General features: G+C 68.0%; 14 protein-coding genes and 1 riboswitch. All 14 genes read right to left on the bottom strand.

Going from position 1 to position 13,412, the window contains the following annotated elements:
• Window positions 1–30: 30 nt before the first annotated feature.
• The 14 genes from cobU to ACREBX_RS14145 all read right to left on the bottom strand — a co-directional run bounded on the left by cobU (window position 31) and on the right by ACREBX_RS14145 (window position 13,368).
• A complete protein-coding gene (cobU, locus tag ACREBX_RS14210) occupies window positions 31–555 on the bottom strand; it encodes a bifunctional adenosylcobinamide kinase/adenosylcobinamide-phosphate guanylyltransferase (RefSeq protein WP_431562396.1) in 525 nt (174 codons plus the stop codon).
• Window positions 552–2,009, bottom strand: coding sequence for a cobyric acid synthase (locus ACREBX_RS14205; RefSeq protein WP_431562395.1), 1,458 nt, complete (start codon window positions 2,007–2,009; stop codon window positions 552–554). Before ACREBX_RS14205 ends, cobU begins: the two co-directional genes overlap by 4 nt.
• A complete protein-coding gene (cbiB, locus tag ACREBX_RS14200; protein WP_431562394.1) occupies window positions 1,997–2,935 on the bottom strand; it encodes an adenosylcobinamide-phosphate synthase CbiB in 939 nt (312 codons plus the stop codon). Before cbiB ends, ACREBX_RS14205 begins: the two co-directional genes overlap by 13 nt.
• Window positions 2,928–3,902, bottom strand: coding sequence for a threonine-phosphate decarboxylase (locus ACREBX_RS14195; RefSeq protein WP_431562393.1), 975 nt, complete (start codon window positions 3,900–3,902; stop codon window positions 2,928–2,930). The genes cbiB and ACREBX_RS14195 overlap by 8 nt, the downstream gene beginning before the upstream one ends.
• A complete protein-coding gene (locus tag ACREBX_RS14190) occupies window positions 3,899–4,618 on the bottom strand; it encodes an adenosylcobinamide-GDP ribazoletransferase (RefSeq protein ID WP_431562392.1) in 720 nt (239 codons plus the stop codon). Before ACREBX_RS14190 ends, ACREBX_RS14195 begins: the two co-directional genes overlap by 4 nt.
• On the bottom strand, window positions 4,615–5,184 hold the full coding sequence (locus ACREBX_RS14185) for a histidine phosphatase family protein (protein WP_431562391.1): 570 nt from the start codon (window positions 5,182–5,184) through the stop codon (window positions 4,615–4,617). The genes ACREBX_RS14190 and ACREBX_RS14185 overlap by 4 nt, the downstream gene beginning before the upstream one ends.
• Window positions 5,181–6,197: a nicotinate-nucleotide--dimethylbenzimidazole phosphoribosyltransferase gene (cobT, locus tag ACREBX_RS14180; RefSeq protein ID WP_431562390.1), complete on the bottom strand. Its 1,017-nt coding sequence runs from the start codon at window positions 6,195–6,197 to the stop codon at window positions 5,181–5,183. Before cobT ends, ACREBX_RS14185 begins: the two co-directional genes overlap by 4 nt.
• A complete protein-coding gene (locus ACREBX_RS14175; RefSeq protein WP_431562389.1) occupies window positions 6,194–6,601 on the bottom strand; it encodes a DUF1636 domain-containing protein in 408 nt (135 codons plus the stop codon). The genes cobT and ACREBX_RS14175 overlap by 4 nt, the downstream gene beginning before the upstream one ends.
• Complete coding sequence (locus ACREBX_RS14170; RefSeq protein ID WP_431562388.1) at window positions 6,601–7,146, bottom strand: hypothetical protein; 546 nt, start codon at window positions 7,144–7,146, stop codon at window positions 6,601–6,603. The genes ACREBX_RS14175 and ACREBX_RS14170 overlap by 1 nt, the downstream gene beginning before the upstream one ends.
• Window positions 7,146–9,101, bottom strand: coding sequence for a TonB-dependent receptor plug domain-containing protein (locus tag ACREBX_RS14165; RefSeq protein ID WP_431562387.1), 1,956 nt, complete (start codon window positions 9,099–9,101; stop codon window positions 7,146–7,148). Before ACREBX_RS14165 ends, ACREBX_RS14170 begins: the two co-directional genes overlap by 1 nt.
• Before the next feature lie 141 nt (window positions 9,102–9,242).
• Window positions 9,243–9,426: riboswitch (cobalamin riboswitch) on the bottom strand.
• 51 nt (window positions 9,427–9,477) lie between these two features.
• Complete coding sequence (locus ACREBX_RS14160; protein WP_431562386.1) at window positions 9,478–10,935, bottom strand: S41 family peptidase; 1,458 nt, start codon at window positions 10,933–10,935, stop codon at window positions 9,478–9,480.
• 33 nt (window positions 10,936–10,968) lie between these two features.
• Window positions 10,969–11,676 carry an RlmE family RNA methyltransferase gene (locus ACREBX_RS14155; RefSeq protein WP_431562385.1) on the bottom strand — a complete coding sequence of 236 codons (708 nt, stop codon included), beginning with the start codon at window positions 11,674–11,676 and terminating at the stop codon, window positions 10,969–10,971.
• A complete protein-coding gene (locus tag ACREBX_RS14150; protein ID WP_431562384.1) occupies window positions 11,673–12,764 on the bottom strand; it encodes a Ppx/GppA family phosphatase in 1,092 nt (363 codons plus the stop codon). Before ACREBX_RS14150 ends, ACREBX_RS14155 begins: the two co-directional genes overlap by 4 nt.
• A 190-nt stretch (window positions 12,765–12,954) precedes the next feature.
• The gene (locus ACREBX_RS14145) at window positions 12,955–13,368 is read right to left on the bottom strand and encodes a glycine zipper 2TM domain-containing protein (protein ID WP_431562383.1); all 414 of its coding nucleotides are present in this window, start codon (window positions 13,366–13,368) and stop codon (window positions 12,955–12,957) included.
• Between the last annotated feature and the right edge of the window lie 44 nt (window positions 13,369–13,412).

Here is a 13,412-nt window from a genome sequence, read left to right as displayed (position 1 = left end):
GCATTCAGCATATTTTGGGAAAGCGGCGCTTCAGGCCCCGCGCGGCTTGAGCGTGAGGGGCAGTCCGGCGGTCAGCAGCACGACTTCCTCTGCCGTCGCGGCGACCGACTGGTTGAGTTGCCCCGCCGCGTCGCGGAACGCCCGTGCGAGCGCATTGTCGGGTACGATGCCGAGGCCGACTTCGTTGGCTACGAGGATCAGCCGTCCTTCGAAGCGGCTGATGGCATGGCATAATTGGCGGCTGGCGAGCGGAATGTCGGCATCGGCGAGCAGCAGGTTCGAGACCCAGAGTGTCAGGCAATCGACAAGCACTATTGCGCCCTCGCTGTTCAGAGCGTCGATGGCGGCGGGCAGATCGCGCGGCGCCTCGACGGTGGTCCAGCGCGCGTCGCGGTCGGCGCGGTGGCGCGCGATCCGGTCGCGCATTTCGTCGTCGAAGGCTTCGGCGGTCGCGACGAAGACGGGATTTCCGCCCGCGACTTCGGCGCGCGCCTGCGCATAGCGACTCTTGCCCGAGCGCGCGCCACCGAGCACAAACAGCGACGATCCGCTCATGCGGCGATCCCCGCGATCCGCAGCATCGCATCGATATCGACGTGCGCCGCAAACTCTGCCGCAATGTCGTCCAGCGCAGCATCGACGTCAGCCGTATAATCGCGTCCGCTGCCCGTTACGGCGATCCGTGCCAGCAACGCGCGGCGCAAGTCGGGCGAAGCGAACAGGCCGTGGAGATAGGATCCGATCACATTGCCTTCGGGATTGGTCGCGCCGTCGCGCGCACCGTCCATCAGCATCGCGAAGGGCTGTTCTGTGACGGTGCCGCTGGTTTCGCCCATATGCATTTCATATCCCTTCACCGCTGCACCCAATGCGGTTCCCTGCACGTGGCGCAACGTCTTGGCGGGCGAAAGGATCGTTTCGACATCGAGCAGACCGAGCCCTTCGACCTCGGCAGGTGTCCCTTCGATCCCCAGCGGGTCGGCGATCCGGCGCCCGAGCATCTGATAACCGCCGCACAGCCCGACGATCAGCCCGCCACGCCGGTGATGCGCCTTGATGTCGATGTCCCAGCCCTCGGCACGCAGCGCCGCGAGGTCGGCGATCGTCGCCTTCGATCCCGGCAGGACGATGATCGCCGCCTCCGCGGGAATCGGCCGGCCCGGCGGCACCATCACGATCTCGACCCCGGGCTCGAGCTTGAGCGGGTCGAGATCGTCGAAATTCGCAATGCGCGGCAGGATCGGGCAGGCGATCATCTTGCGGCCCTCGCGGGGGTCGGCGGGGCGTTCGAGGATCACCGCATCTTCGCTCGGCAGGCGCGATGCAGCGCTCAGCCAGGGGATCACGCCGAAACCGGGCCACCCGCTGCGCCGCTCGATCTCGCGATAGCCGTCCTCGAACAACGCCGGGTCGCCGCGGAACTTGTTGATCAGGAAGCCGCGGATCATCGCGGCGTCTTCGGCGTCGATCACCGCGCGCGTTCCGACGAGCGAGGCGATCACGCCGCCGCGGTCGATGTCGCCGATCAGCACGACGGGCACGTTCGCGGCGCGCGCGAAGCCCATGTTCGCGATGTCGCCCGCGCGCAGGTTGATCTCCGCGGGCGATCCGGCGCCTTCGACGACGACGATGTCGCTCTGCGCGCGAAGGCGCCCATAGCTTTCGAGCACTTCGGCCATCAGTGCACCGCGCGCTTCGCGGAAATTGCCGCTGCCGAGCGTGCCGCGCACGCGGCCGTGGACGATGAGTTGCGATGTGCGGTCTGCCTGCGGCTTCAGCAGCACCGGGTTCATGTCGCTGTGCGGTTCGGCCCGGCAGGCAATGGCTTGCAGCGCTTGCGCGCGTCCGATCTCGCCCCCGTCGCTCGTGACCGCTGCGTTGTTCGACATATTCTGTGGTTTGAAGGGCAGGACGCGAAGGCCGCGGTTGGTCAGGGCGCGGCACAGCGCCGCGACGAGCACCGACTTGCCGACGTCGGAGCCGGTGCCCTGCAACATCAGCGCAGCCATAGGGCGCCCCCCGCAATCAACCACAGCAGCAGGCAGGCGCGCAGATAGACGGCGAGTGCGTGGTCGATTTCGTCGCCGCCCGCCTCGCTGGCCCCATCACCGATCCATGACTTGTCGTGCATGACGCCGTCATAGGCGACCGGGCCTGCGAGCCGAAGCCCCAGCGCACCCGCCATCGCCGCTTCGGGCCAGCCGGCGTTCGGTGAGGCATGTTTGCGCGCGTCCCGCCACAGGACACGCCACCCGCCGCCTCCGGCGAGGCACAGCAGCAGACCCGCTAGCCGCGCCGGAATCCAGTTGGCGAGATCGTCGAAACACGCTGCGGCCCAGCCGAAGGCGCGCCAGCGCTCCTCGCGGTGGCCGATCAGGCTGTCGGCGGTGTTCACCGTCTTATACGCCCACACGCCCGGCAGGCCGAGGAGGAGCAGCCAGAAGAGCGGCGCGGCGACGCCGTCGCAAAAGCTTTCGGCGAGGCTTTCTATCGCGGCGCGAGCGACCCCGCTTTCGTCGAGTTCAGCGGTGTCGCGACCGACGATCATGCCGACCGCGGTTCGGCCGCCGGAGAGGTCGCTCGCATCGATCCGCTCGCCGACCGTGCGAACATGATCGAACAGGCTGCGCTGCGCGAGCGCGGGCCACGCGAGGATCGCGACGCCGATCCAGCCCCAGCCGCCGAGCGATGCGAGCAGCAGGTGCTGAAGCGCCCAGCCGGAGCCGGCAACGAGGACAAGCAGGGCGAGCAGGGTCAGGATGCCGAGCGCGCGCCGCAAGGCGAAGCTGTATCCGGGACGGTTCCACCGTGCCTCGCAACCGTCGATGATGCGCGCAAACAGACCGACGGGGTGGCCGATGCGGCGATAGAGCGCGCGCGGCCAGCCGAACGCGGCGTCAAGCGCGAGCGCGGTGAGCGCGATCGGCTCAGCCATCGGCGAGCGCCACTTCGAGCCGCGTGCGCGCGCCGGCGTCGGCGGGCAGGCCGATGCGCAGCCAATGCGGCTGCTCGGCGAAGGGCCGCGTCAGGATCGCCCGCCGCGCAAGCCGTTCGAACAGTGCCTGCGCGTCGTCGACCTCGATCAGGCGAAAGAGCGGGCAGTCGCCGGTCGGCCGATGGCCTTGGCGCGTCAGCAGGGTATCGAGCGCGGCGGCTTCATCGGCGAGTCGGCGGCGCGCGGCGGCGATCCATTCGCGGTCGGCATAGGCGGCGGTGCCGATCGCGATCGCCGCGGCCGACAGCGGCCACGCGCCGAGCCGTTCGCGCAGCGCCGCGACGATGGCCTGCGGCGCGAGGACGAAGCCGAGCCGCACGCCCGCGAGGCCGAAGAATTTGCCGAAGGAGCGGAAGACGATCAGCCTCCGGCCGTCATCGACCAGCGCCGCGATACTCGTGGCCGGATCGGTGTCGGCAAAGGCTTCGTCGACCAACAGCCAGCCGCCGAGTCCGCGCCGGTCCAGCAGCGCCTGCATCGTCGCGGCGCTGGTCACGCGGCCGTCGGGATTGTTGGGGTTGGCGAGGATCAATGTGCCGTCGTAGCCCGGTGCCGCTTCAGTGGCGAGCGGCGCGCTTCCCGCGACCATCTCGCCATGGGTGCGATAGCTCGGCGCGATATGCCGTGCGGGGCCGCCCACCAGCGTCCCGGTCAGGCGCAGGCCGATCTCGCTTCCGGGTACGGCGCAGACATGGCGGGCGTCGACGCCGAAACAGACGGCGGCAACGGCTTCGAGCCGCGCGAGTGCGTCGGGGTCGGGCAGGCGCTGCCAGTCGAACGCTATCGTGGCGGGACCGGGCCATGGGTGCGGACTGATCCCGGTCGACAGGTCGATCCAGTCGCCAGTCCCGAACTCGCGTTTCGCGGCTTCGAGCCCGCCGCCGTGCCAGGTCCACGGGCCGCTCATGCAACATGCGCCAACAACAGCGCCGCCGCGAGCAGCAGGCTTTCGGTCACCTCGATCCCCGCGCCGTGCCCGTCGCCCGAAATCCCGCCGATCATGCGCAGCAGGCACCTTCCCCAGAAGAGGAAGATCAAGGGCGCGATCAGCAGCGAGGGCGACAACCATGCCGCGGCGACAAGCAGCAGGCCCCAGATGACGAAGTCCACCGGCCGCACGGCATATCGGAAACGCGAGCCGAGCCCCGCGTGGAGGTCGGGAAGCGCGCGCGACCAGACGAGCGGGCCGATCCGCGCGGCGAATGGGATCAGCGCAATCGCGGCAAACATCTGGCGGTCGAGCAGTGCGTGGAGCAGGACGAGCTTGGCGATCAGTTGCAGCGCGATGGTCACCACCGCGAAGCTGCCGACATGCGGGTCGCCGAGCACCGCGAGCAGCCGTTCGCGGTCCTTGTGCGCCGCGCCGCTCGCGTCGGCGATATCGCCGAGCCCGTCGAGGTGCAGCGCACCGGTCACCGCGACCCAGAGGATGAGTGCGCACAAGGCGCCCGTCCACGGATCGATCCGTGCGCCGGCCCAGCCCGCGCCGGCGACGAGCGCGCCAACGATCAGTCCGACCGCGGGAAACCAGCGCATCGATGCCGCGAATTCGTCGCTCGACACCGCGATACGCGGCGTGGGCAGCCGCGTCAGGAACTGGATCGCGACGATGAGCCCCTTCATGGAGTGAGCCCCGCGATCTGCGCGCTGGTCGGCTCGCCCGGCCACAGGCGGAGCGAGAGCCGCGCGGCGTAAGGCAGGTCGAACGTCCAGAGTTGGCGCTGGTCGAACCCGCACAGCGCATGGAGCGCGGCGCGCATCGCACCGCCGTGGGTGACGATTAATGTCGGAACGGGTGCCAGATCCCCGATCGCGGCGGACACGCGCCGGGCGAGCGCCGACCAGCGTTCGCCGCCGGGGGGCGAACACGCATCGGGATCGTTCCAGAAGCGGCCGAGCGCGTCGCGGTCGATGGCGCCCGCCGCTTTGCCGTCCCAGTCGCCGAAATCGAGTTCGCGCCAACGCGGATCGATGAGGAGCGGCACGCCCAGCGCCGCGCGGATCGCTTCGCCCGCCGCGCGGCTGCGACGAAGGTCGGATGCGATCAGGCGCTCGATGCCGAGGGTTTGGGCTTGCGCCACGCAAGCCGCGATGCCTTCGGGGGTCGGCGCGCCATCGGTGCGTCCCATCAGCAAACCCGGCGTTTCGGGGGCGCCGTGGCGCAGCAGATGGAGCGCGAAGGCGGTCACAACGACGCCGAAACCTGCGCTTCGGCAAAGGTCGCCATTTGGTCGTGCGCGGCGAGCGCGCTGCGGATGATGTTCGCCGCGACCGCAGCGCCGCTGCCTTCGCCGAGCCGCATATCGAGCGACAGCAGGGGGGCGAGGCCGAGCAGGTCGAGCAGACGCTTGTGTCCCGGCTCGGCCGAGCAATGGCCCGCGACGCAATGGTCCGCGATCGCGGGGTTTTCGGCCGCGAGCGGTGCGATGGCCGAGGTGCAGATGAAGCCGTCGAGCAGCACTGGAATGCCGAGTCGGCGCGCGCACAGGATCGCGCCCGCGATCGCCGCGATCTCGCGCCCGCCGACGCGGCGCAGCGTCTCGAACGGCGAACGTGGCGCATCGATATGAAAGGCGAGCGCACGTTCGATCACCTGGGCCTTGCGCGCGACGCCGTGGCCATCGACCCCGGTGCCGGGGCCGACCCATCCCGCCACAACACCGGCGAAGCTGCGCGCGCACAGCGCGGCGGCGGCGGTCGAATTGCCGATCCCCATTTCGCCGAGGACGAGCAGGTCGAGGTCGGCGTCGACCACCGCCGCGCCGCGGTTCAGCGCGTCGAGACAATCGGCCTCGCTCATCGCGGCATCGACGGTGAAATCGGCGGTGGGACGGTCGAGATCGAGCGCGACGACCGTCAGTTCCAGCCCGGCAGTGCCCGCCAGCGCGTTGATCGCGGCGCCGCCGCCTGCGAAATTGGCGACCATCTGCGCGGTCACGCTCGGCGGAAAGGCGCTGACACCGTGGACGGTGACGCCATGGTTGCCGGCGAAAATGGCGGCGCGGGCGCGGGCGATCCGTGGCCGCGCCTTGCCCTGCCAGCCGGCGAAGAAGATCGCCAGATCCTCGAGCCGCCCCAGCGATCCGGCGGGTTTGGTCAGTTCGGCCTGCCGTACCCGCGCGTCGGCTGCCGCTTCGGCGCTTGGCTCACGCAGATTGGCAAGAGCAGACTCGAAAGCCTCGAGCGATGGAAAGCTGGTCATTCGGCGACAAATCCTGGCGGCGGGGTGCGGGTGATGAAATGCCCTTTGACGCCTTCGGGCCAAAGCGAAAAGGGGACGCGGCCATGCTCGCTTTCGGCATAATGGACCGCATAGTCGAGGATGGCACGCGCCGATTCCGCATCGCCCTGAAACCGGCCGAGGACATAGCCGACCTTATCGGGCGCGCGCAGATGGACGGTGCAATGATCCTGGCATGCGAAAAAACATGCCATTTCCTGCACCGCGATGCCGGCGTAACGCAGGTCTTGCTCCTTGAGGCGCTGCAGGGCCTCGAAGAGCCGCGCACCGCCGCGCATGCCTTCGGCGTCGTCCCGGGACTCGCGGCTGTGGCGGCAGCTGTTGCACACCACCACCGCGGGACCCGGGTCGACGCGCGTCAGCATTATGCCATCGCCGCCGGTTGCGGGGGCGCCGGGACGCCAACCGCGACGAGCGCGCGATACAGGGCATAAAGCCCGATCAGGATCGCGCCGTTGCGCACGAACTGTTCGGCGAGCAGGTCGGGCGCCATCGCAGTGTGCAGCCCACCGAGGACGAGCGACCATAGGAGGATGATGCCCTTGAACGCAGTGAAACCCGCCGCATAGGCGAGGCTGAGCCGCGCCGCGACCGAGCGGTATTGGAGCGCCTGCAGCGCCGCATAGCTTGCGAGCGCAGACCCCACCGCAGCGGTGCCGAGCCCGGCGCCCCAGCCGAGGGTGCTTCCATCGCGCGGATAGCCGAGCAGGAAAAAGCCGACGAACTGGCTCGCCGCCCATGCGAGCAGCATGAGCGCGATACCGCCCTGGCGGCGCATATGCACCGCCGCGAGCGCCGCAAGCGCCGGAAAGGGGGTCGCGCATGCGAGCGCGAGCGTCGTCGCGGTGCTCGCTGCCGTCAGCAGCGAGACCCAGAGCGCCGACGCGCCGCGCTCCGACAGCGCGGCCATCAGAAGCGCCCCCGGATGCCGGCGTAGATGCTGCGGCCAAGCGAGCCATAGCGGAACGCCGTCATATATTGCTCGTCGAAGATATTCTCGGCGCGTGCAAACAGCTTCACCGCGTCGGACAGCGCATATTCGGCGCGCAGGTCGACGAGCGTATAATCGTCGAGCCGCGTCGCATTGCTCGCATTGTCATAGCTCTTGCCCGACCAGCGCACCGCCGCGCCGAGTTCGAGCCCAAAGCCGAAGGCATAGCTTGCCGAGGCGTTGGCGGTATTATGCGGGCGGCGCGGCAGCCATTTGCCGAAATTGGCGGTGCCTTCCGAGCGGTCGTCGGCGACGATCCAGCTGTAATTGCCGTCGAGCGTCAGCCCGCCGAGCGTCAGCGCCGCGGCCGCCTCGACCCCATGCGCTTCGCTACGCGCGACATTGAGATAATAGCCGAAGCGCGGTGTGGCCGGGCTGCTGCCGGGCACCGTGCAGAGCGGATCGGTCGAGGGCGACGAGCAGCTGTTGAAGATGATCTGGTTCGTCGTCGTGCGGTCGAACCAGCTCGCGCCGACGACGAACTTGCCGTCGAACAGATGCTGCTCGATGCCGGCTTCCCAGCCATGCGCTTCTTCGGGGTCGAGCCCGACATTTCCGTACTCGCTGAACAGCTGATAAAGCGACGGCGCCTTGAAGCCTTCGCCATAGCTGGCGCGCAGCACGGTGCCGGTCGACAGGCGCCACACGCCGCCGGCAGCGAACAGCGTCTGGCCACCGTAGCGGTCGTGATCGTCATAGCGGACGCCGCCATTGAGCGTCAGCCCGTCGATCGGCTCGACGCTGAGCTGCCCATAGGCGCTCGTGAGTTCGGCCTTGCCGCGCACAAAAGCCGGAAGCGGCGTTGCCAGCGATGCCGATGGCGAACGGCTGCGGAAGTCCGAGCGTTCATTCTCGACCCCGAAGATCGCAGTGATGCGATCGGAGACATCGAAGCTGCCCTGATATTCCCAGCGCTTGTTCTGGCCGTCGGCCTCGAAGCTCTGCGGACGCGCGCGGTCGGGATTGAAGTTGTCGCGGTTGGTGTCGGTATGGGCATAAGCGACGCGGTTGCGGAACCGCCCGCCGGCGAGGTCGAAATTGAGCCCCGCATAGCCGACGAACTCCTTGTTGAGCCCATAGTCGTTGCTGTCGGTGTTGAAGCCGTCGAATTCGACGCGGCCGCTCGAATAATAGCCGCGCACCTCGGCGCTGATATTATCGGCGAGCGCCAGTTCGGCGCGGCCCGAAAGATTATAGTTGCGATAGCCGTCGCGCTCGACCCCGCCGAACGCCTTGGCGTGCGAAGAAATGCCGTCGGTGGTGAGGCGCTGGCCGCCGACGCGCCAGCTCAAGGGGCCCGTACGGCCGCCGATCGCGGCGCGCGCGCTGACCGTCTCGCGCGACCCAGCCTCGAGGTCGAAGCTGCCTTCGAGCGATTTTTCGGGCGAAGCCGTGACGACGTTGACGACGCCGCCGATCGCCTGGCTGCCCCACAAAATCGACTGCGGGCCGCGCAGCACCTCGATGCGCGAAATGTCGCCGGCGAGCAAATTTGTGAAGTTGAAGCCGCCGCTGGTCGACGACGGATCGTTGAGCTTCACCCCGTCGATCACGACGACCGTGTGCTCCGATTCCGCGCCGCGGATGCGGAGCGAGGTCGACGTGCCGTAGCCGCCGTTGCGTGAAATGCTGATGCCGGGCGTGCGGAGCAGCAGTTCGGTGACGCCGATATCCTGCGCGCGGTCGATCGCTTCCTTGTCGAGCACGGCGATCGACGACGGCACCTCGTCGAGCGTCAGCGGTGCGCGCGTCGCGGTGACGATGATGCTGTCGCCGTCGGCGGCGTGCGCGGTGGACGCCTCGTCGGCGAACGCAGCGGAGGATGCCGCAACGGCGGCGAGGCAGATCGAACTTCGGAAAATCACTTTGAACACAGGATAACCCCTCGACAATGCCGCTCACGCACACGGTCGATGCGGTTGTCCGGGGACACACGACATCGCCCGCGCCCATGCGCAGCCAAGCTTGTCGTCATGCGGGTTTACCCCCGTCCGCCCGGCACACCCTGTCCGGTCGAAAGACGACGGCGACGGGCAGGTCTCCTGGCTTGCGGGTCAGCGCCGGTCGGCCGCCTTCTCGGGACCGGAATCCCAATGGCAAGTGGCCGATGGCTCGCCGCGTACAGTTGCAGGGGCAGCCGGGGTTTTCCCGTTCCCTCTTAGTCCCCGTCGCCGGGGAACCTGTCGCTTGCCGCGGCCGATAGCCCTATTTTCGGGCTGCGGTCAATTGCTGCGATGCGGCAGGGGGCGATCAGAACAACCCGGGCAGTTCGCGCTGCGCCGCGCTTGGCCGCTCGGGGGTCAGCATTTCGGGCTCGGCGAGCATTCGGGCACTACGGCTCCGCGCCGCCGGGCCCGCGCTGGCGTCGGCGATGCGGGCGGTACAGGCGTTGCCCGACAGGAAGCCGATCGCGGCGCGGATCGATGCCTCGCGCGGGTCGCCGAGCGGGACGGTCAGATCGTCGCTCGCGGCGCAGCTATTCGTGATTTTCGGTGCCAGCCCGTCATAATAGTCGCCCGCGCCGGTCGAATTCGCCGTCGCAAAGGCGACCACACGCATACGGTCGTCGCATTCGGCCTTGTCGAGCGCGATCTGGCCGACCGGCTTGCCATAGGTGTTGCCGCCGACGAGCGTCATATTGGTGCCGAGATAGGGCAGCATCGAATTGATCACGAGCTCGCTCGCCGATGCGGTCGACGCGGTGCCGATAAAGGCGATGCGCGTCGGCGCGATCGACTGGCTTCCCGGAGTGAAGCGATGCTCGTCATTCTCGGCCGATTTATTGGCGCGGAAACGGGTCTGCGAAAAAAGCTGCCCCGCGCGGCCCGCGCCCATCAAATCGCCCATCAGATTGGCCGTCGAAACGAGGCCGCCGCCATTATAGCGGAAATCGATGATGATGTCGGTCACGCCGCGCGCGCCGAAATCGGCAAAGGCCGCCTTCAACTGGTCGTCCGCCGACGAGATGAAGGTGCGGAGGTTAAGATAGCCGTAGTTGCGGCCGCCCTCGGTGATGATCTTTGCGCCATAGCGGTCCGAAACCGGATCGAGCGAATAATCCGCCTTGGCGACGGTGACGTCGCGCGTTCCGGCCGCGTCGGTGATGCGCAGCACGCGGCTGACCCCGGGGTCGTTCGGACCGAGTGCATTGGTGAGGCCCGCGGTCCCTTCGGCGGCGGCGATGCTCGCCACGGTGCGCAAATTGCCGCTGTTCGTGCCGATCGCGACGATCGCCGTGCCGCGGTCGATCCCCGCGGCAAATGCCGGCGCGCTTTCATAGGCTTCGGCGATGAGGATGCGCTGATTGACCGCGTCATAGGTCATGCGGACGCCGAAACCCGCGCTCGATCCGCTGGCGTAGAAGGCGTTCTCCTCGGCGATCGAGGTGATGTAGGTAAAGAAACGATCCTTGTTCAGCGCGCGCGCCGGGGCGACGAGCGCGTCGATATAGGATTGGACATTGTTATGGCTCGCCGCGCTGACGTTCGCGACGTCATTCGGGAACAGATACCATTCGTCGATCACCGCTTTCGCAAAAGCCTGCCGCGATGCCAGCGCGCAGGTGGCGGTCGGGGTGGGGGTCGGCGTCGGTGTGACCGTGACGGGGCCGCCGCTTCCGGCTGTGCTCGAACCACCCCCGCCCCCGCACGATGCCAGCATCAGCGCGGCGAGCGTCACAGCCGCGACCGACTGCTTCGACTTACCCATCAAAATATCCCCCGGTTCGTCCCATTACACCGTTTATTCCGCGTCCGCGTCATTGCTCCGGCCCTTGAAGCCTTGGGCGATGACATAAAGTTCGGGCGACCCCTTGCGGCTCGCTGGCGGTTTGGCGTGCTTTACCGTTGAAAAGTGACGTTTTAGTAAAGTCAGCAGCGTGTGATCCGCCCCGCCCGCGAACACCTTGGCCACAAACGCGCCGCCGGGCAGCAGATTCTGCACCGCGAAATCGGCGGCGGTCTCTGCCAGCCCGATCGTGCGCAGATGATCGGTTTGCTGATGGCCGACGGTGTTTGCTGCCATGTCCGAAATGACAAGGTCGGGCGCGCTGCCCAGCGCCTCGATCAGCGCGTCGGGCGCGGCATCGTCCATGAAATCCATCTCGAGGATCGCGACGCCCTCGATCGGTTCGCACGCGAGCAGGTCGATCCCCGCGACACGCGCGCGGGGGTTCGCCTTGCGCACGACCTGCGACCAGCCGCCGGGCGTGATGCCAAGGTCGACGACCGCGCGCGCTTTCTTGATGAAGCCGAATTTCTCGTCGAGTTCGATCAGCTTGTACGCGGCGCGCGAGCGATAGCCCTCGGCCTGCGCGCGGCGGACATAGGGATCGTTGAGCTGGCGCTGGAGCCAGCGCGTCGACGAGACGCTGCGCTTGCGCGCGGTTTTGACCCGCACGTGCAGGCCGCCGCGGCCGCTCCCGCCGCCTTTCCCGCTGCCACCGCTCATTTACGATACTCGCGGCGGGTGACGGGGATGTCGCGGCCCTGCATCGCCAGCGTGCGCAATATGCCTTCGCGGATGCCGCGGTCGGCGACACCGACGCGCATCGCGGGCCACAGGTCGATGATGCTTTCGAGGATCGCGCAGCCCGCGACGACCAGATCGGCGCGCTCGCGGCCGATGCAAGCGATCTCGGCGCGATCGGCGATGCTCGCATCGGCCAGGCGGCGGCTGATGTCGCGCATCGCATCGGATGGGACGACCAGCCCGTCGACCGCGCGCCGGTCGTAGCGCGGCAGGTCGAGGAAGACGCTGGCGAGCGTCGTCACCGTCCCGCTGGTGCCGAGCAGGCGCAGCGGCTGACCGGCAAAGCGTTCGGCGCGCCCGGCAAAGGCAGCAAAAGCTTCGCGCGTCACTTCGCGCATATGCGCATAGGCGGCCTGGCGGCCGGCGAGGCTGTCTTCGGGAAGCGGGGCGTGCTCGGTCAGCGAGACAACGCCCCATGGCACGCTGATCCAGTCGTGGATCTTCACGTCATGGTCCGACACGTCGACGTGCATCAGCTCGGTCGAGCCGCCGCCGATGTCGAAGATCAGCGCCGGGCCTTCGCCGGGCTCCATCAGATTGTGACAGCCAAGGACGGCGAGCCGTGCCTCTTCGGCGGCCGAGATGATGTCGAGGACGATACCCGTTTCGCGGCGGACACGCTCGGCCAGTTCCTCGCCGTTGCTCGCGCGGCGGCACGCTTCGGTCGCGACCGCGCGCGACAGCGAGACGTGGCGGCGGCGCAGCTTGTCGGCGCAGATCGACAGCGCGGCGACGGTGCGGTCCATCGCGGCGTCGCTGATGCGTCCGCTGCCGTGCAAGCCTTCGCCGAGGCGGACGATGCGGGAAAAAGCGTCGATGACGACGAGCTCGCCATTTTGCGGGCGGGCGATCAAAAGCCGACAATTGTTGGTGCCAAGGTCGATCGCGGCATAGCTGCGCGGCCGCGTGATCGGCATCGGACGCGATTCGCTGCCCGCCTTGTTTCGTCCGTTTACCGCCGGGCCTGGCCGCGGCGGTCGCCCTGATGGCGCTGCCATTTGCCGCATGGCTATTGTAACCTGTTCTGCTCACGCGCCCGCAAAACCGCGGGCGTGCACTTGGCAGCAAACCTAGGCTTTCGCGGCCATTATGGCAAGCGCCTCCTCCCCGGCCCGCTTGACGCAAAGAAAACCCCGCCCGGCGCAGGGCCGGGCGGGGTGAAGGAGGGAAGGAAATTATTGGGGGTCGGGACAGCCTTTAACGGCAGCCGTCATTCCCCTTGTCGATCGCGCGGCCGGCGAGGGCGCCGACGGCGCCGCCGAGGATCGTTCCGACCGTGCGGTCGCCGCGGCCGGCGATTTCATGACCGGCAAGGCCGCCCGCAATCGCGCCGATCACGGTGCCGCCGGTGCCGTTGTCGCACTGGCGATAATTGCGGCGATCGTTCCGGTAGTTGCGACGATCGTTGCGGTAATCGCGGCGGTAATCGCGGCGGTTGTCCCGGCGATAATCGCGGCGGTCATAACGGCGATCGTCGCGGTCATAGCGAACATCATAGCTCGAATAGCCGTCGCGGTCATAATAGCCGTTCTGCGCCGCGGCGGGAGCCGCCATGCCCAGCGTCGCGGTGGACATCAGGGCGGCGATCGAGAGGGTCACCATCTTTTTCATTGTCGTTCTCCTTCGTCGTCGTTGGCCCATCTGGGCGTTGTCGA

Origin of the sequence: Sphingopyxis sp. (genome assembly GCF_050725655.1) — a bacterium.
Classification (GTDB): domain Bacteria; phylum Pseudomonadota; class Alphaproteobacteria; order Sphingomonadales; family Sphingomonadaceae; genus Sphingopyxis.
This window is presented reverse-complemented; position numbering and strand designations above follow the sequence as displayed.